16 protein-coding genes and 2 tRNA genes are annotated in these 17,343 nt (G+C 59.4%); 9 read left to right on the plus strand and 9 right to left on the minus strand.

The window, feature by feature from the left end:
- Positions 1–40 precede the first annotated feature (40 nt).
- The 3 genes from WG939_RS07000 to WG939_RS07010 all read left to right on the plus strand — a co-directional run bounded on the left by WG939_RS07000 (position 41) and on the right by WG939_RS07010 (position 2,116).
- A tRNA-Ile gene (locus WG939_RS07000) sits at positions 41–114 on the plus strand.
- 11 nt (positions 115–125) lie between these two features.
- Positions 126–198, plus strand: a tRNA-Ala gene (locus WG939_RS07005).
- Between the two features lie 133 nt (positions 199–331).
- Positions 332–2,116: an alpha-amylase family glycosyl hydrolase gene (locus tag WG939_RS07010; protein WP_339984087.1), complete on the plus strand. Its 1,785-nt coding sequence runs from the start codon at positions 332–334 to the stop codon at positions 2,114–2,116.
- Here WG939_RS07010 and WG939_RS07015 read toward each other — a convergent pair.
- Together WG939_RS07015 and WG939_RS07020 are read right to left on the minus strand one after the other, a co-directional pair.
- Positions 2,113–2,802, minus strand: coding sequence for a CPBP family intramembrane glutamic endopeptidase (locus tag WG939_RS07015; RefSeq protein ID WP_339984089.1), 690 nt, complete (start codon positions 2,800–2,802; stop codon positions 2,113–2,115). The genes WG939_RS07010 and WG939_RS07015 overlap by 4 nt on opposite strands.
- Before the next feature lie 140 nt (positions 2,803–2,942).
- Complete coding sequence (locus WG939_RS07020) at positions 2,943–3,851, minus strand: cation diffusion facilitator family transporter (protein ID WP_339984091.1); 909 nt, start codon at positions 3,849–3,851, stop codon at positions 2,943–2,945.
- A 505-nt stretch (positions 3,852–4,356) separates the two neighbouring features.
- On the opposite strand from WG939_RS07020, the gene WG939_RS07025 reads away from it, so the two are divergent.
- On the plus strand, positions 4,357–4,803 hold the full coding sequence (locus WG939_RS07025) for a CAP domain-containing protein (protein WP_339984093.1): 447 nt from the start codon (positions 4,357–4,359) through the stop codon (positions 4,801–4,803).
- Between the two features lie 94 nt (positions 4,804–4,897).
- Here WG939_RS07025 and WG939_RS07030 read toward each other — a convergent pair whose 3' ends face one another.
- Positions 4,898–5,911 (minus strand): ABC transporter substrate-binding protein, encoded by a 1,014-nt coding sequence (locus WG939_RS07030; RefSeq protein WP_339984095.1) that lies wholly within the window; start codon positions 5,909–5,911, stop codon positions 4,898–4,900.
- Between the two features lie 47 nt (positions 5,912–5,958).
- On the opposite strand from WG939_RS07030, the gene WG939_RS07035 reads away from it, so the two are divergent.
- From WG939_RS07035 to WG939_RS07045, 3 genes are read left to right on the plus strand one after another with little or no spacing between them, the layout of a single operon-like run.
- Positions 5,959–6,960: a FecCD family ABC transporter permease gene (locus tag WG939_RS07035; protein WP_339984097.1), complete on the plus strand. Its 1,002-nt coding sequence runs from the start codon at positions 5,959–5,961 to the stop codon at positions 6,958–6,960.
- Entirely contained in the window at positions 6,960–7,940 is a 981-nt protein-coding gene (locus tag WG939_RS07040; RefSeq protein WP_339984099.1) for a FecCD family ABC transporter permease, read from the plus strand. The genes WG939_RS07035 and WG939_RS07040 overlap by 1 nt, the downstream gene beginning before the upstream one ends.
- Complete coding sequence (locus tag WG939_RS07045) at positions 7,937–8,758, plus strand: ABC transporter ATP-binding protein (RefSeq protein WP_339984101.1); 822 nt, start codon at positions 7,937–7,939, stop codon at positions 8,756–8,758. Before WG939_RS07040 ends, WG939_RS07045 begins: the two co-directional genes overlap by 4 nt.
- A gap of 11 nt (positions 8,759–8,769) precedes the next feature.
- On the opposite strand, the gene WG939_RS07050 is transcribed toward WG939_RS07045, so the two are convergent.
- On the minus strand, positions 8,770–9,474 hold the full coding sequence (locus tag WG939_RS07050; protein WP_339984103.1) for a hypothetical protein: 705 nt from the start codon (positions 9,472–9,474) through the stop codon (positions 8,770–8,772).
- 88 nt (positions 9,475–9,562) lie between these two features.
- Between WG939_RS07050 and WG939_RS07055 the strand changes: the two genes are divergently transcribed.
- Both WG939_RS07055 and WG939_RS07060 read left to right on the plus strand, forming a co-directional pair.
- A complete protein-coding gene (locus WG939_RS07055) occupies positions 9,563–10,084 on the plus strand; it encodes a peptidylprolyl isomerase (protein WP_339984105.1) in 522 nt (173 codons plus the stop codon).
- 68 nt (positions 10,085–10,152) lie between these two features.
- Entirely contained in the window at positions 10,153–10,812 is a 660-nt protein-coding gene (locus WG939_RS07060; protein WP_339984107.1) for a rhomboid family intramembrane serine protease, read from the plus strand.
- Between the two features lie 247 nt (positions 10,813–11,059).
- On the opposite strand, the gene crgA is transcribed toward WG939_RS07060, so the two are convergent.
- The 5 genes from crgA to WG939_RS07085 form a co-directional block, all read right to left on the minus strand.
- Complete coding sequence (crgA, locus tag WG939_RS07065; RefSeq protein ID WP_339984109.1) at positions 11,060–11,320, minus strand: cell division protein CrgA; 261 nt, start codon at positions 11,318–11,320, stop codon at positions 11,060–11,062.
- 62 nt (positions 11,321–11,382) lie between these two features.
- Positions 11,383–13,299, minus strand: coding sequence for a Stk1 family PASTA domain-containing Ser/Thr kinase (gene pknB / locus WG939_RS07070; RefSeq protein ID WP_339984111.1), 1,917 nt, complete (start codon positions 13,297–13,299; stop codon positions 11,383–11,385).
- 17 nt (positions 13,300–13,316) lie between these two features.
- Positions 13,317–14,642: a serine/threonine-protein kinase gene (locus tag WG939_RS07075; RefSeq protein ID WP_339984113.1), complete on the minus strand. Its 1,326-nt coding sequence runs from the start codon at positions 14,640–14,642 to the stop codon at positions 13,317–13,319.
- Positions 14,643–14,655: 13 nt separating this feature from the next.
- Positions 14,656–16,086 carry a penicillin-binding protein 2 gene (locus WG939_RS07080; protein ID WP_339984115.1) on the minus strand — a complete coding sequence of 477 codons (1,431 nt, stop codon included), beginning with the start codon at positions 16,084–16,086 and terminating at the stop codon, positions 14,656–14,658.
- Entirely contained in the window at positions 16,083–17,300 is a 1,218-nt protein-coding gene (locus WG939_RS07085) for an FtsW/RodA/SpoVE family cell cycle protein (protein ID WP_445227890.1), read from the minus strand. The genes WG939_RS07080 and WG939_RS07085 overlap by 4 nt, the downstream gene beginning before the upstream one ends.
- Positions 17,301–17,343 lie beyond the last annotated feature (43 nt).

The following is a 17,343-nucleotide window of genomic DNA, read 5'->3' on the forward strand; positions in this document are numbered from 1 at the left end:
TTTCCAGTTAAACGGTGGGTAAAGTTCTATTTCGTTCCCAGGGCCTATAGCTCAGTCGGTTAGAGCGCATCGCTGATAACGATGAGGTCGCAAGTTCGATTCTTGCTAGGCCCACAAGGAACAATGGGGCATTAGCTCAATTGGTAGAGCATCTGCTTTGCAAGCAGAAGGTCAGGAGTTCGATTCTCCTATGCTCCACAGTTAGACTCCCGGTCGTAAGGCCGGGAGTCTTTTTGTTTGCTTCACTCATGCGCACCCTCAAACCTTTGTCTAAGGTTGCCTGTATGGTGGCCGGAACCCCGAGCCCCTTATACAGATTGCAGAGGAACCGATGACAAGTACTACTGAGCGCTGGAATGGAATGGGTGCGATCGTCGGTGACGGTGGCGTCGCATTTCGAGTGTGGGCCCCAAACGCTGACACCGTGGCCGTGACGGGCGACTTCAACAAGTGGAATGATTCCGCTAATCCGCTCGAGTCTGAGGGCAACGGTTACTGGTACGCCCTCGTTCCAGAAGCGAAGGTTGGCGACGAGTACAAGTACGTCATCACCAATGGCGAGCAGGTGCTCTCCAAGCGCGATCCGTACAGCTACTTGGTCACCAACTCTGTGGGCAACTCGGTGATCTACGACCACGGCGCTTTTGATTGGGAAGGCGTGCAGGCCCACTGCCCACCTTTCAATGAAATGGTCATCTACGAAATGCACGTGGGCACCTTCAACTCTCAAGACGGCGGGGTGGCCGACCTGACCGATGCGATGGCACGTCTGGACCATGTTGTTGAACTTGGCGCCAACACTGTGCAACTGATGCCGGTCGCAGAGTTTGCTGGTGACATGAGCTGGGGCTACAACCCGGCTGATCCGTTCGCTGTGGAGTCTGCCTACGGCGGCCCGGACGCCCTGAAGCAGTTTGTGAAGAAGGCCCACCAGATGGGCCTGGCTGTTATTCAAGACGTGGTTTACAACCACTTCGGCCCATCCGACCTCGACCTGTGGCAATTCGACGGTTGGAGCGAAAACGGCAAGGGCGGCATTTACTTCTATCAGGACTGGAAGTCGGAGACCCCATGGGGAGATACCCGCCCAGATTATGGCCGCGAAGAAGTGCGCCGCTTCATCCACGACAACGCCATGATGTGGCTGCGGGACTACCGCATGGACGGCCTGCGCTTGGACATGACGCCATACATGCGTTCCAAGGACGGATCCGGAATGGACATCCCTGAGGGTTGGTCCATGATGCGCTGGATCGCAGATACTGTTCGCGCCGAGTACCCGGGCCGGATTCTTATCGCCGAGGATCTGCACGGCAACGCGCTGGTGACCTCCACGGACCCTGATGGCGCCGGCTTCCACTCTCAGTGGGACAGCCACTTCGTCCACCCAGTTCGTGACGTGATCACCGAAATCGACGACGCTTGGCGTTCGATCCCAGCAGTTGTAGAAGCAGTCACCACCGACTACGGTGACGCTTTTGCCCGCGTCATCTACACCGAGAGCCACGACGAAGTGGCCAACGGCAAGGCACGCGTCCCACAAGAGGTCAACCCAAACGATCCATCCGGATGGGTTGCTCAGAAGCTGTCCACCCTGGGTGCCGCACTCGCCCTCACCTCACCGGGCATCCCAATGCTGTTCCAGGGCCAGGAATTCCTTGAGGGTGCCTGGTTCCGAGACAACGTGCCACTGGACTGGTCGCGCGATGAGAACTACGCGGGCATCGCCAAGCTCTACCGCGACCTGATCAACCTGCGACTCAACCGCAGCCAAACGGCTCGCGGATTGACGGGACAAAACACCGCCATCCTCAAGGCTGACGACGAGGCCAACTTCCTGGTCTTCCACCGTTGGGAAAATGGCGGTGTGGGCGACGACGTCATCGTCGTGGTCAACCTGGACAGCGAGGAACGCCACAAGGTCGACATCGGATTGCCAGCTGGCACGGAGAAGTGGACCCTGCGTTTCAACAGCGATTCCAGGGCTTACAGCTCCCTGTTTGGTGATTTCACGTCCTACGACATGGAATCCTACGAAGGCAGCGTCGACGGCCAGCCGCGTCACGGCAACCTGTCGATCGCGCCATACACGGTCCTCATTTACACGCGAGGCTAAGGGGCGTCGACAAGCTTGCGCGGAGCCGTCACCAGCAACAGCGCGGTGACGGCTGCGAACATGAGAATCTTGGCGATGAGAAGCACGTCGCCGTGGTGGGTGCCCATCATGATGATGTAGATCGTGTAGTTGGACACGGCGTGGAAAACCGTGGACATGCCGATGCCACGGGTTCGCCACGCAACGAGCGCGAAGCAGGTGCCGGAGACCAGATAAGCGATCCAACCAAGCGAGCTGCTCGGGGCATGGATGGCCGCGAAGATGGGGATGGGGAGGAGATAGGAGTAAAGCTTCCCGCCGAGGAACTGCGGAAACCAGCCGCGGAAGAGCAGTTCCTCCACCCAGGCCATGATCGGGATCATTGCCAAATGGAATATTGAGGCGCCCTGCCAGTGCCAGTCACGAAAGTACATGGCAGCCGCGACGGAGAGAGCACCCACGGGGACCGTCACCGCGAGGGCACGCCAAATACCGTAGGGCGGATGGCCGACAAGGTCTCGGAATGTCCGGCGTCCCACGAGGCAGGCCAACCAGATCGCTGGCAGCGCGGCAATCATCGCGACGGTGCCGCCGATCTCATCGGACATGCCACCGCCGAAGATATCAATGGCGCCTAACAGCAGCATGGCGCTGACAAAGAAGGTGGCAAGAAGCACCACAAACTCGGCAATAGCGCGGCGCAGCAAAAAGGTCTCCTTTCCAAGGAACTGTTGAACTTCTTCCACGGTAGCGAACGAGCTAAACGGCCCTTTTGGGAATAAGTCCAGGTCAGAGCGTGAAAATGCTTGGAAGAGGAGACCGGAGCGTTATGAAATTGTCGATACCTCTATATACAGCTGCAGTGGTCTTCGAAGCCGGCCGGTTCGAATTGGAACGTGCTGTGCTCAACTGAAATTTCAAAATGCTCGGCGACGCAGCTTTGCAACTGGGACAGGATGGCGGGCATCTCACCGTTGCGGAAACACTCGTCGCTTAAGATGACGTGGGCAGTGAGCACTGGCAAGCCGCTGGAAATGCGGGAGGCGTGCAGATCATGAACGCCTTTGATGCCAGGCACGTCCAGAATGTGGGTGCGCACCTGATCCAAATCCAGCCCGGGCGGGGTGGATTCCAGCAAGATTGTTCCAGCTTCGCGGAGAATATGCAGCGCGCGAGGAAGGATCAATACGGCGATGAGCAGCGAGGCGATAGCGTCGGCACGCGCGAATCCGGTGAACATGACCACGACGGCGCTGACGATGACAGCTACCGAACCCAGGGCGTCGTTTAGGACCTCCAGGGTTGCGGCCTTCATATTGAGGTTTTCGTGTTCGCCTCCGCTTAAACCCAGGAAGGAGGCCACGTTTCCGAGCAAACCGATGATCCCGATGAGGAGGAGTCCGGGGGAGTGGACGTCGATGGGCGAAATCAGGCGGCGCACGCCTTCGACCACGGTGTACAGCCCCACGCCACCGAGTAGGAGTGCTTGCAGGGCGGAGGAAATGACTTCAGCGCGCCGCAGCCCCCAGGTGTAGGTGTTGCTTGCTGGGCGGAGGACCAGGTTGGCAGCGGTGAATGCCATGATGAGGCCCGCCGTATCGACGGCCATGTGCCCGGCGTCCGCGATGAGGGCCAGGCTGTTTGTCCACCATGCTCCAATGATTTCAGCGATGAGGATGGTGGCGGTGATGACCAGCGCAATTCCTAGGCGGGTGCGGTTGGAACTGGTGTGGTGATGGTGGTGATGCTCGGACATGCCCCTCCTTTATTTTCAATAAAGCATACCCTATTGAAAATGGCAGGTTGCAGTTCTGTTGCCTGTTGTATTCAATGCCGATGCTTTCACCTGCAAAAACGAATCGGAAGCTAAAAGGAAGGCTCAGAAATTTAAGAATCTGTGTTGAACAATTGCTTAATTAAGCATCCCTCAGAATGGGGACGCGTCAACCGTCTCAGGTAAAGATGATTAATCAACAATAAGAGAAGCGTAAAAATGGCAGGCGAGGGGCGTGCAAAACCTAAATCCTCACAATTCCCCTGAGTGCGGCTGCCTAGAACCTGTCAATAATCTGAGATGGGGGGTAGTGCTCGCACAGTTAAATGCCACATCAGGCTTGGATTGGCGCTCAGAAACCCCATGAAACTGGGGGTAAAAGTTTTGGGTTACCTTGTCAATATTCTGGCTGAAACCTTCGCTACCTGGGCTTTTGTTGATGTTGTCGGGAACGACACCACACCAGAAAAAGAAAAGGCCCACCATCATGAAGAAGTTCATCGCCACAGCAACCGCCGCAATCGCAGTTACCCTCGGAGCTCCAGCCGCACAGGCACTCCCACTGCCATTCGTTGCACAGGAGAACCTGACCTCCGCTGAAGGCGCCATCGCCGACCAGATCAACCAGATCCGCGTGCAGCACGGCCTTGCACCACTGGCTTGGAGCCAGTACATGGCTGATATCTCCCGCTCCTGGTCCGCAACCTGCGCAAGCCGCGCCACCCTGTCTCACGACCCAATGGCGCTGCAGCTTGCTGACATGGAAAACGTCGCTGTTATGCACAACAGCCCTTACGACGCAGTTCCTGGCTGGATGAACTCTCCTGCACACCGCGACAACATCCTGAACCCATACGCTAAGACCATCGGCGTTGGCATCGTAAAGAACCACGCAACTGGTGGTTACTACGTCACGATGCGCGGTACCTACTAAGGAAAATAGACTTGCCCTGCCTATCTGGTGGGGTGGGGCAAAGAAAGAAGGCTCCTGGATGAAAATCCAGGAGCCTTTCTTTATGGGGTCGCTATCATGCCTTTTTCGGAAGCTGCTGCTCCAGATCCTTCACAATCTGCATCGCACCAGTTGGCCCGAGGCCCAGGAACCAAACATCGTCGTTGACTCGCTTTGCGTTGCCACCGGAAACCGCTGGCAGTGCTTTCCATGAAGCACTGTTAACCACGGCTGTCTCTCCAGTAGCATCCGGCGACCCGTAGGAAGAGTAGAAGATGACGGAGCCGGCAGCCTTGTCGATGGTCTCCGGAGAGATTTCCACGGCTAGATCGTCGACATCTTGTTCAGCTGGACGAGCCAGGCCGGCGTCTTGCAAAATCACACCGATCAAGGACTTGCGACCATAAAGGCGTAGTTTGCCTGGCATGAAACGCACAGTGGAAACTGTGGTCCCTTCCGGAACAGACTTGCCGAGTTCAGATACAGATTCAGAGTATTCGTTGAGTTTGGCCTCAGCTTCCTTCTCCATGCCGAGTGCCTCTCCCACCAGCAGGAAGTTTTCCTTCCATGGGAAGCCGGGTCGGATGGAAAACACAGTTGGTGCGATTTCTGAAAGTTGCGGGTAGAGCTTGTCTGCCCGCAATTGGTTGCCGAGGATGAGATCTGGTTGCAATGCGGCGATTGCTTCCACATTGACTTCGTTGATGGTGCCAACAGTCTTCACGTCCTTCACCTTGTCAGCCAAGTAGGACGGGATCGGATTCTCACCCTTGGTGGTGGTCATTCCCACTGGGGTCAGTCCCAGTGACACGACCGCGTCGAGTTCGCCGCTTTCGAGCACGACAATTCGCTGTGGCTTTTGCTTGATTTCTGTAGTTCCAGCCGCGTGGGTAATCGTGCGTGGGAATTGGCCAGGTTGTGCATCGCTGCCAAGCTTCGCGGTTTCTGCGTCGGCGGTTTTGAACTTTGCGCCACCTACGGCGACCTCTTGGTTGCCAGTTCCTGAGCTGTTGTTTTCAGGTGCATTGCAGCCAGTGATTGTAAGCGCGGCGGTCACTAGTAACGCCGTGAGTTTCATAACGTTAGTCATGAAAAGATAGGTTAGCCTAACCTTCTTGTCTCGGGTAGTCTAGACCGGTGTTTTCTTCACCTCGCCTGCCACTAACCGGGGCCATCCTGCTCGCAACCTGCGCCCTGTGCTTTGCGACGCTCCTTTCCCTCACCACAGGAGCCCGTGCGATTCCCGCGAGCGAAGTCTGGCATGCGCTCATGGAGCCATCATCGAATCCTGTGTCCACCATCGTCTGGGATCGAAGGATACCGCGCACGCTTGTGGCGCTCATTGCGGGAATTTGTCTCGGAATCGCTGGTGCCTTGGTACAGGCGTTGACGAGGAACCCACTGGCAGACACTGGTGTGTTGGGAATCAATTCCGGCGCTGCGTTCGCCATCGTCGCAGGTTTGGCCCTGGGGCTCCCCGACACTTCCTTGATGCTGTTTGGCCTCGCCCTCCTCGGTGCGGGGGTGACTGGACTTGGCGTGTACCTGCTAAGTCGCGGTAAAGGATCTGGGGCCGACCCGGTGCGCCTTGTACTGGTCGGCGTCGCCATCAGTGCGATTTTGGGAGGCATTGGCGACGGACTTGCGCTCGTCAATCCCCAAGCTTTTGATCGCCTTCACGCCTGGATGGTTGGTCACGTCGATGTGGGCTCCTACCAGCCGGTATACCTAGGTGTCATCGGGCTTGTTATTGGTCTGATCCCAGCAGCGGCCTCGATCCGAGGATTGGGCGCATTGCAGCTCGGACAGGAAATGGCGACTGCACTCGGAGCGCAATTGGCACGGACCAGAATGATGGCATTTGCCGCGATTTTGGTTTTGGCGGCAGTGGCCACAGCCACGGCAGGCGTGATTGTGTTCCTCGGATTGCTGGTGCCACACATTGCCAGATGGCTGGTGGGACCGTCATTCGGGCGAATTCTCGCACTATCCTCCCTGCTGGGTCCGCTTGTCTTGGTCACTGCCGATGTGTGCGGCAGATTGCTGTTGCCAGGGGAATTCCCTGCTGGCGTAGTGGTGTCTTTTGTCGGTGCGCCGTTCCTCATCGCTTATGCCCAGCAACGACAGAAGGGAATTTGATGCGAGCTCGAATGGTTCCGCTAACGTTGTGCGTCGCGATCTTCGCCATCGCCATCATCGCCCTGGTGCTTCCTGGCGCGGGAATGACCATGGGGAAGGCGTGGGGTGCACTGTCAGGCACCGAGGTTGGCCTGGCCCGTACCGTCGTCTTTCAGTGGCGAGCCCCTCGCGTGCTCACCGCAGTAGCTGTGGGCGCCGGACTCGCCTTAAGCGGTGCATTGTTCCAGGCCCTGACCCGCAACCCCCTGGGATCTCCGGACATCATCGGATTCTCCTCCGGCGCCTACACCGGTGTGATTGCCACATTGTTGCTTGGGATGAGCGGCTTCGCCCAACAGGTTGTTGGGGCGCTCGCTGGCGGGGTTGTGACCGCGCTGATCGTACTGGCGCTGTCGGTGCGGGCGCGTATCGACGGCCTCCGCATCATTCTCGTGGGACTTGGCATTTCCGCCATGCTGTCCGCTCTCAACCGGTGGCTGATCTCTCGCGGCGACCTGGAGACGATGATGTCAGCGGCGAGCTGGGGAGCGGGTTCTCTCAATGGCATCAGATGGACGGTCGCGCTACCAAGCTGTGTGGTACTCACTGGGGTCGTTGCCGCCTCGTTGTTGCTGCGCAGGCATTTAGACATTCTCAGCTTGGGTGATGACACAGCAATTGGGCTTGGCCTCAGGGTGAATCAGCTCAAGTTTATCCTGCTCATGGTGGGAATCATCTTGGTAGCTGCAGCGACAGCGGTAGCAGGACCGATTTCCTTTGTGGCGCTGGCTGCACCGCACGTCGCTCAGGGATTGACTCGAGCAAAGCGCAGCCCGCTGCTGTCTACAGCGCTGGTGGGTGCACTCCTCCTGTTGGTTTCGGATGTCCTCGCGCAACGCCTTTTTCACCCTGTTCAGGTGCCGGTTGGCTTGGTGACTGTCGTCATCGGTGGCCTTTACCTGCTGTTCTATATCTCTCGTACTGCTAGGAAGAATTCATGACTGCATTGCACACCGAAAATGCCACTCTGGCCTGGGAGAAGAATGTCATTTCATCCGATCTGTCGGTCGAGATACCTTCCGGAGCGTTCACAGCGATTATTGGGCCAAACGGTTGTGGTAAGTCCACGCTGCTCAAGAGTTTCGCGAGGATCCTGAAACCGTCGCAGGGAGCAGTGTTTCTGGGGGAAGCTGACGTCAACGGGATGGCTAGCAGGGACGTCGCAAAGCAATTGGCGCTGTTGCCTCAGTCGACGGTGACGCCGGCAGACATTTCGGTGGAGGAGTTGGTGCGGCGCGGTCGCTACCCGCACCAGAGCTTGTTGAAGCCGTGGTCGGCTGAAGACGCGCGTGCGGTGGAGGCAGCGATGGTGGCGGCGCAGGTCGCGGGGCTCGCTGAGGAGCGAGTTGCAGAGTTGTCGGGTGGGCAGCGCCAGCGCGTCTGGCTCGCAATGGTGTTGGCGCAAAACACGCCGGTGTTGTTGCTGGATGAGCCGACGACCTATCTGGATATTTCGCATCAATACTCGCTGCTCGAACTAGCAAAGGCGCTGGTCACGCAGTTAGATCGAACGGTAGTGGCAGTGCTGCATGACCTGCAACAAGCGATTCGATACGCGGATCATCTAGTCGTGATGAAGGATGGCAAAGTGGTGGCTGAGGGCGGCCCAGCCGAAGTGGTCACTAGTGAGCTCATCCAAGACGTTTTCGGAATTTCGGTGGGAGTTCACGAGGTGGAAGGCCAGGTGGTCGTGCTGCCAGCGGCGTTGCCAACGCCAGATGTGGGGGTCATAGAAAAAGCCCCGGCGAACCGGGGCTAGAAAGCTAAAGATTAGCGGCCGTCGAACTTCCTCTCGGCGTCCTCAGCCTGGTCCTCCAGGGAGTCCAGCTCGGAAACGTTAGCCTCGTCGATGGCTTCATCAATGGCTTCGTCAGCGAACTCGCCGTCGTTGATAGCCTGTGCCTGCTGCGCAACCTCAGTGTCCTGAGCCTTGTGCTCAGCCAGCTGCTTGTCCAGGTCCTCCAGGAACTCTGGGGAAACCTCAGACTCGGTTGGGGTCACAGTCGAGTACACCAGGCGGGAGCCTTCCTGCTCCTCCACACGCGGTGGAACGGTGCTTGGCTTCTCCTCGCGGAAAATGAACCAGTAAACAGCAGCGCCGACGGCACCGAGCAGCGCAAGGATCAGAGCGACAAGGCCAGCCTTGCCCTTCTTCTTTGGCTTTTCCTTAATGCCAAGGTCGATGGCCTTCTTGTCAGCCTTCTTAGCCAGCTCCTTGGAAGCGGAAGCGGAGGCCTCACGAGCCTTCTCCAGGCGGACACGAGCATTCTCAGCGACCTTCGCAGCATTATCGCGACGCTCGTCGAGAAGCGCCTTGCCCTTTTCCTTGCCCTGTTCGGCGAGCTCAGCGATGGTGTAGTTCTCCGCAACATCGGCGAGGGCCTCGTAAGCTTCAGCGGCCTTGCGCTCGCGGTAGTCGTTGATCGCGTTGATGGCGGCTCGCGTGGTGTTAACAGCGAGGCGGACGTTATTCATAGTTAAACCTCAATTCCTGTAACTTAAATGGCTTCTTGATAACCAAGCGTAGCGACATTACGGCAATCATGTCGGTAACATGGTGCTCATGACTCAAAAGACCGCTACTGCGACGCTGCACACCAACCGTGGTGACATCGTCATTGAACTGTTTGGCAACCACGCACCTGAGACCGTCGCTAACTTCGTTGGCCTGGCTCAGGGCACCAAGGAATACAAGACCGCCAACGCCTCCGGCACCAACGAAGGTCCGTTCTACGACGGTGCGATCTTCCACCGCGTCATCGACGGCTTCATGATCCAGGGTGGCGACCCAACCGGCACCGGCATGGGTGGCCCAGGCTACAAGTTCGGCGACGAAATCCACCCTGAGCTGCGCTTTGACCGTTCCTACCTGCTTGCCATGGCTAACGCTGGCCCAGGCACCAACGGCTCCCAGTTCTTCATCACCGTCGCAGCTACCCCATGGCTGAACGGCAACCACACCATTTTCGGCGAAGTCACCGACGAGGCATCCCAGAAGGTCGTCGACGCGATCGCTACCACCGCGACCGGCGCCATGGACCGTCCAATTGAGGACGTCGTCATCAATTCGATCACGATTTCCTAAAGTTTTCGCCCACGCCTGCTTGTCGACGACCGTCGGCCGGCAGGCTTTTGTCATTTCGGAGCACATTAATGCTGAAAACCTGGTGGCGCCAAGCGCCCGTCACCGTCGCCCTCTGCGGCCTCATGATCCTGTGTTACCTCATCACGGCCACCCAATCGTTGTCCCTCCTCGACAACCTCCCGGAAAGCTGGTTGGCGGATCACTCAGTGCTGTATCTGCCGGTGATGAACGAGCCGTGGGGACCGATGCGCGCCATCACGGCAGCCTTTATGCACATCGGGCCGGCGCACCTGCTGCTGAATTTGCTGCTGCTCTTCCTGCTCGGCAGGGAAGTGGAAGGTAGCTATGGGTCCCGGCTGTATTTGCTGGTGTGGGTCGTGGCCGCAATTGGAGCGAGCACTGTGTCCGTGTGGATGGATCCCTTGGTCGCGACGGCTGGCGCCTCCGGCGTGGGCTACGCGCTGATGGTCATCTTCGCGTTCATCGTGGCCAAGCGAGGCGGGGACCTACGCGGACCGATCGTGCTGATCCTGGCCAACATTGCCTACACCTTCATGACTCCCACCGTGTCGCTCTGGGGCCACCTCGGCGGACTGCTCGCAGGCCTGCTGTTGTCTTTGGCGTTGCTGCCTCGCTCCCGCGCTTTGTGGGTGGTGCTCGTCGGTGCGTTCTTCATTGCAGGGTTGTTGTGGCGAATCAGTTCTTTTCACAGTGGCTGGCTCTTTTGATCCACAAGTTATCCCCAAGCGCTAGTTATCCACAAAAGTTATCCACACTGTGGATAACTACATTCTTGTAATTTACGAATCTGCTCTTCGAACAGTTCGCCGTTTCCAGGAGTTTTACCTAGAAAATAGAACAAAAGCGCGAAGGTGGATAAGTACTCCACACGGTTATCCACAGGTGTGGATAACGCTATATGCACAAAAAATTCCCCAGCCTGTGGATAACCAGGCTGGGGAATAAAGACTCTAACTAGCGCCATCCCATGGTCATGAGCAGACCCATGATGAACAGGCCGAAGCCGATGCCGTAGTTCCATGGTCCCAGCTCACGCATGAAGGTAATGTCCTGGCCAGCCAGGTAGTTCACTACCAGCCAGAGCAGTCCGGCAAGCATGAAGCCGAACATGATGACCTTGTACCACACTGGGGTGCCGGAGGAGCTAATCTTCACCGGGGTGCGGTTGGCCGGGCTTACTGGTACTGCGTTCTTGGAAACTTTTGCTTTAGGCATCTTTCACCCTTAATACGTTGTTAATTGGACTTCATTGTGCCAGCTGTGGACCTGCTGAGCAATTACGGGGCAGCTGGCAGCAGCTGGAATTCGTACACGTCAACGTACACCAGGGAGTCCTTTGGCAGTGGCTCACCCGCTTGCGGGTCTTGCTTGGCAATCTTGCCTTGGTCCACAAGCGCGTTCGTTGGCACTCGTCGTTGCTGCAGCGACGTCTCGGGTGCGGTCCAACCGGCGTCGCGAAGCGCCCGCACCGCCTGCGGCACGGTCATGCCCGTGATGGTTGGGGTGCTAATCGACGAACCGTTGGATACCGTCACGTTCACCACGGAACCCTTCGGCATCTTCTGACCTGCCTGTTCCAGTGAGATCACGGTTCCCTTTGGCAGGTCGGAGTCGATGATTTTCACCTCGGGGACGAAGCCCAGGGAGGTGAGGTTCTTCTCGGCGGTTTCCCACTGCATGCCGTCGATGGCTGGGACGCGCACTTCCTCCACGCCGGAGGAGACCTTGATGGACACGCGCGAACCCTTTGACACCTGCGCACCTGCGCCAGGGGACTGCTCCAGGATCTGTCCTTCTGGGACGGTGTCGGAGGCTTCCTTCTTCACCGCAGGGTCCAGCTGGAGACCGATTTCGGCGAGCGCCTTGGAGGCGTCCTCAACTGTCATTTTCTCCAGCTCAGGAACTTCCACGACTTCCTTGCCAGAGGAAACTACTAGGTTCACCACGGCTCCGTTGCGGATCTGCGAACCGGCGGCCGGGTTCGTGGCGATCACGGTGCCCTTCGGAACGGTCGGGCTGGCTTCCTCGCGACGCTCCACCTTCAGACCCATCTGCGTCAGCTGAGCCATCGCTGCAGCTTCCTGCTGGCCAGCAACGTTCGGAATCGTCACGTTGGACGCGCCGGTCTTCTTGGTGTCGTCGCCTAGCTGCGTGTAGGCGTAGTATCCGCCTCCGCCCAGCAGGGCGAGGACTGCGAGGGTTGCGACGACGGTGCCCCACGGCGACTTCCGTTTTTCCGCTGGCGGAATGTAGGTCACGGGCTCGGTGACAACCGTCGGCGGATCGTATGGCTGTGGGGTCGGATCAGGGTCCGTGTTGAGGTGATTGCGGGCAGCCATCGCCACGGAGTTGCGCTCAATGCGGCGCAGGTCCTCGGCGAATTCGGCGGCAGTTTGGTAGCGGTCACCCGGGTGCTTGGCCATGGCGGTCAGGCACACGGAGTCCACGTTCACACTCACCGTAGGGGACAGGCTTGGGATGTACTCCGACGGTGGGGTCGGTTCTTCCTGCACGTGCTGGTACGCGATCGCCAGCGGGGAATCACCAGAAAACGGTGCTTTGCCGGTCAGGAGCTCATAGAACACGCAGCCCAGGGCATAGATATCCGAACGCGCATCGGCGCTCTTGCCTCGCGCCTGCTCAGGAGACAGGTACTGGGCGGTGCCGATCACGGCGGCGGTGGCGGTCATGGCCGAGGTGGCGTCGCCAAGCGCGCGGGCGATGCCGAAGTCCATCACCTTCACATCCCCGGTCGGGGTGATCATGATGTTGGCCGGCTTGATGTCGCGGTGAATGATGCCGGCGTCGTGGCTGACCTGCAGCGCTTCGCACACTGGGACCAGCATCTTTGCCGCATCGGAAGGGGCGATCGGCGCTTGTTCGCGGATGATAGTGCGCAGCGTCTTGCCACGCACCAGCTCCATCACGATGTACGGAACGGTGACGCCATGGATTTCGGTGTCGCCGGTGTCGTACACGGCCACGATCGCGGGGTGATTCAGGCTGCCGCCATTTTGCGCTTCCTTGCGGAAACGTTCGCGGAAACCTTCGTCGCGGGCCAGATCGGCGCGCATGATCTTCACCGCGACTTCACGACCAAGCAGCGTGTCGGTTGCGCTGTACACATCCGACATGCCACCGGTACCGATCATGTCACCCAGCTCGTAGCGTTTACCGAGTGAATGTAGGGGCATGCGCCGATCCTCCTTCCTTAGTTGACAGGTGCATTAGTTATTAAATCACCTAAGTTAGGTAATTCAATGCTTGGTGGCGTCGGGGTCTTCGTCTTCGTGCGCGTCGGAGTAGGTTGCTGCTGCGTCGTCAACGTAGGCGTCGGCGTTAGCTCCGGCGTTTCGTAGATCGTCGTTGGCGACGGCTTCGGCGTGCTCGTCTTCGTTGGCGTCGGCTTCGGTGCCTGCACGCTTGTCGACGTCACCTGGCTCGTCACCGTCGTGGCCGGCGGGGCCGTTGGAGTTGGCAGTTCTTCGCCACCCTCCTGCATCGACATGAAAGCGAAGGCTCCGCCTCCCAGCGCGAGCAGTGCGGCGATCACGCCAGCTGCAATCCAGCCAGCGCTGGACTTCTTCTTCTCTGGGGCTGCCTGCTCCAGCACCTGCGCAGGGGTGCGCACCGGCATGACAGTCGTCTGAGCACCAGTTGGCGCATAATGAGGCTGCTGCGGGGCGTGCGGGCTCGGGTCTGCAGGCTGGCTACCGAGGCGGACCTGCGAAATCGCACCGGCGAATGCGCGGCCATCGGCGAACCTGCGCCTTGGATCCTTGCGCAGCGCAATAGCGATCAGTTCGCGCGCCGGGGCGGAAATCGACACGTCCAGTGGCGGGGCGGCGTCCTTGATGTGGGAAATCGCCACGGACACGGAGGAATCCCCGTTGAATGGTCGCTGGCCGGACAGCAGCTCGTAGCCCACCACGCCCAGGGAATAAATATCGGATGCGGCGGACACATCGTGGCCCTGCGCCTGCTCCGGGGAGACGTACTGGGCGGTGCCCACCACCATGCCGGTGCGGGTCAGTGGCACGGCTGCCGCTGCCTTCGCAATGCCAAAGTCAGTGATCTTCACCCGGTCTTCCGGGGTGATCAGAATGTTGCCCGGCTTGATGTCGCGGTGCACCAGTCCCATCGAGTGGATCGTCGCAAGGCCGTGGGCGGCCTGCTCCAGGATCCCGAGTGCCCGTTCTTCCGGCAGCTTGCCCTCGCGGGCGATCAGGTCCGCTAGCGATTCGCCACGCACGAACTCCATGACGATGAAACAGAAATTGCGGCCTCGGTCGTCGACAAGCTCGCGGTAGTCGTAGGTAGCAACAACGTTGGGGTGCTGAATCTGCTCAGCGGTGCGTGCCTCGTTGCGGAAGCGGCTGAGGAATTCCTGGTTGTCGGAAAATTCGGGGCGCAGTACCTTGATGGCGACTTCGCGGTTCGCGCGGTTGTCGTCGGCAAGCCAGACGGTGGACATGCCTCCCTGGCCGATTTCCCACTGCAGGGTGTAATCGGGTCCAATCAGTGCTTGAAGATCCATGCTCGTCCTTTCCTTAGCGCGTGCTCCGCAGCGCTGCGTCGATGACGGCGCGGCCAATTGGGGCTGCCACCGAACCGCCTGTTGCTGCCTGCCCTGCGTCGCCGCCGTTCTTCACGACGACAGCCACAGCGACGTCAGCGTCAGCAGATGGTCCGAAAGCGATGTACCACGCGTGTGGATTAGAGTTCCGAGAGTCCTCGCCATGTTCCGCAGTACCCGTTTTGGAGGCAATATCTGCCCCCGTTGCCCCCACGGTCATGCGCTCGGAGCCCTTCATCAACTCGGTCAGGGTCTTCGCCTGCTCCGCGCTGATCGCTTGGTTTAGCTCCTTCGGCTTCGTCTTCTTCAGGGAACGCAGGTCCGAGCCCAACACCTCGGCTACCAGGTGTGGCTCCATGCGCTTGCCCTTGTTTGCCACGGTCGCTGCCACCACGGCGTTCTGCAGCACCGACATGGAGATGTCGCGCTGGCCAATGGCGGACTGGCCGCGGGCTGCGTCGTCGGAAAGGTCGCCGATCGCGCCGGCGCTCATTGGCAGGCCGAGGTCGTAGGTTTCGCCCAGGCCGAATTCCTTGGCTGCCTTGGTCATGGCGTCGTCGCCGACCTTCACGCCCATTTCCACGAACGCAGTGTTGCAGGACTTGGCGAAGGCATCACGCAGGGTGGTCGTGGTGCCACCACAGGACTGGCCACCGTAGTTCTCCAGGGTGGTGTTGGTACCAGGCAGGGTGATCTGGCGGGCACCGGTGACGCTGGAGTCCGGGGTGTAGCCGTTGGCCAGGCCAGCTGCGGTGGTGACCACCTTGAACGTCGAGCCCGGAGGCAGCGTTTCCTGGGTGGCGTGGTTCAGCATTGGCGCGCCCTCTTGGGTTTGCAGCTGATTCCAGTTCTCCTCGATGCTCGCTGGATCGTAGGAAGGCGTGGAGGCCATCGCGAGGATTTCGCCGGTCTTCGGGTTGATCGCTACCACGGCGCCCTCATAACCGCGGCTGGCCAGGCCTTCGTAGGCGACCTGTTGGACAGCCGGGTTGATGGTCAGGCGCAGGGAAGCACCGGTCTTTTCCTTGCCCGTGATGGTGTCCCACCAGCGGGAGGCGAACAGGGAAGCATCGGTGCCGTTCAGTACGCCGTTGTAGGAGCTTTCCAGGCCCGATGCGCCGTAGGTGTCGGACAGGTAGCCCAGGGTTGGGCCGTAGGCCTTCACGTCGTTCGGGTACTGGCGGTAGTAGAAACCGTCTTGGCCGATTACGGATTGCGCGAGGACTTGGCCGCCTGCGGAGATTTGTCCGCGCGGGGTGGACTTCATCTCATAGAGACCGCGGCGGTTGAGGTCGCTCTTCGCGTAGTCCTTGTCCTTGAACACCTGCACGATGCTGAGGTTCACCAGGAGCGCCAGGATGATGATGATGGCGAAGATCGCGGTGTTTCGGATGGAGCGGTTCATGCGGTCCTCCTGGCCTGGTCGGAAATGCGGAGGATCAGCCCCAGCAGGATGTAGTTAGCCATCAGCGAGGAGCCACCGGCCGACATGAACGGGGTGGTAAGACCCGTCATTGGCATCATGGCGGAGATACCGGCGGTCACCACAAAGATCTGGATCGCCAGGGTGAGGGACAGGCCGGCGGCGACGAGCTTGCCGTAGGCGTCCTTCACCTTGAGGGCGGCGTCCATGCCACGGGAGATGAACACCATGAACAGCACCAGCACAGCCGCCAGGCCGACGAGGCCCAGCTCCTCGCCCACGGAGGAGAGGATGAAGTCGGACCAGGCGACAGGCACGATGTGCGGGTAGCCCTGGCCGAGGCCGGTGCCCGTGATGCCGCCCCAGGACATGCCGAAGAGGGCCTGCGCTAGCTGGTAGCTGGTTTCGTAGTTGCCGATTGGATCTTGGAAGTTCGCAAAGCGAGCCTGGATCTTGTCGGAGATTTGGTAAATTCCGAAGCCACCGATCGCCACGAGGACCACACCAATGAGCAGCCAGGAGGCGCGGTTGGTGGCCAGGTACAGCATGCCGAGCACCGTTGCGAACAGCAGCAGCGCCGGGCCGAAGTCGTTCTCGCCGGCCATGATGAACAGGGCGATGGCCCACACCAGCAGGATCGGGGCGAGGTCCCTCAGGCGAGGGAAGTCCATGCCCAGGATCCGGTATCCGGCCACCGTAAACAAAGCGCGCTTATTAACCAGCAGCTGCGCAAAGAACAGCAGCAGGAGGATCTTGGAGAACTCGCCCGGCTGGATGGAAAACGGGCCGAGGGTCAGCCAAATCTTGGCGTCTGCTGCCGTCTCGGGCTGGATTGGCCACACCATCGGCAGCGCCAGCAGAATCAATCCCACCAGGCCGAGCAGGTAGGAATACCGGCTGAGCACTTTGTGATCGCGCACGAACACGAGCACGAGCACCATCAGCACAACGCCCACCAGCGACCACATCACCTGCCTACTGGCCATCGCATTCCCGAGCGCTGCATCGAGCCTGGAAATCATGATCAGGCCTAGGCCGTTCAGTAGTGCCGCGACGGGCAGCATGAACTGGTCGGCGTTGGGCGCCAGGAAACATAGCGCCAGGTGCGCGATGGTGAACACCACGATGAATCCGCCGATGACGTAGAACATGTCGTGGGTCAGCGGATTACCGAGCGCCACCTCCAGGTTGACCATGGCCAGCCCGGTAAGTAGCGCTGCGAATAGGAGTAGGAAGAAT

The organism is Corynebacterium sp. H130, assembly GCF_037572395.1.
Lineage (GTDB): Bacteria > Actinomycetota > Actinomycetes > Mycobacteriales > Mycobacteriaceae > Corynebacterium.

Excerpts from the sequence above, each read along its gene's own strand:
- WG939_RS07045 (WP_339984101.1), top strand. The coding sequence starts at position 7,937 with ATGACTGCATTGCACACCGAAAATGCCACTCTGGCCTGGGAGAAGAAT.
- WG939_RS07040 (WP_339984099.1), top strand. The coding sequence starts at position 6,960 with ATGCGAGCTCGAATGGTTCCGCTAACGTTGTGCGTCGCGATCTTCGCC.
- pknB (WP_339984111.1), bottom strand. The coding sequence starts at position 13,299 with ATGCCCCTACATTCACTCGGTAAACGCTACGAGCTGGGTGACATGATC.
- WG939_RS07085 (WP_445227890.1), bottom strand. The coding sequence starts at position 17,300 with ATGGTCAACCTGGAGGTGGCGCTCGGTAATCCGCTGACCCACGACATG.
- WG939_RS07025 (WP_339984093.1), top strand. The coding sequence starts at position 4,357 with ATGAAGAAGTTCATCGCCACAGCAACCGCCGCAATCGCAGTTACCCTC.
- WG939_RS07010 (WP_339984087.1), top strand. The coding sequence starts at position 332 with ATGACAAGTACTACTGAGCGCTGGAATGGAATGGGTGCGATCGTCGGT.
- WG939_RS07050 (WP_339984103.1), bottom strand. The coding sequence starts at position 9,474 with ATGAATAACGTCCGCCTCGCTGTTAACACCACGCGAGCCGCCATCAAC.
- WG939_RS07080 (WP_339984115.1), bottom strand. The coding sequence starts at position 16,086 with ATGAACCGCTCCATCCGAAACACCGCGATCTTCGCCATCATCATCATC.
- WG939_RS07055 (WP_339984105.1), top strand. The coding sequence starts at position 9,563 with ATGACTCAAAAGACCGCTACTGCGACGCTGCACACCAACCGTGGTGAC.
- WG939_RS07030 (WP_339984095.1), bottom strand. The coding sequence starts at position 5,911 with ATGACTAACGTTATGAAACTCACGGCGTTACTAGTGACCGCCGCGCTT.
- WG939_RS07075 (WP_339984113.1), bottom strand. The coding sequence starts at position 14,642 with ATGGATCTTCAAGCACTGATTGGACCCGATTACACCCTGCAGTGGGAA.
- WG939_RS07060 (WP_339984107.1), top strand. The coding sequence starts at position 10,153 with ATGCTGAAAACCTGGTGGCGCCAAGCGCCCGTCACCGTCGCCCTCTGC.
- WG939_RS07020 (WP_339984091.1), bottom strand. The coding sequence starts at position 3,851 with ATGTCCGAGCATCACCACCATCACCACACCAGTTCCAACCGCACCCGC.
- crgA (WP_339984109.1), bottom strand. The coding sequence starts at position 11,320 with ATGCCTAAAGCAAAAGTTTCCAAGAACGCAGTACCAGTAAGCCCGGCC.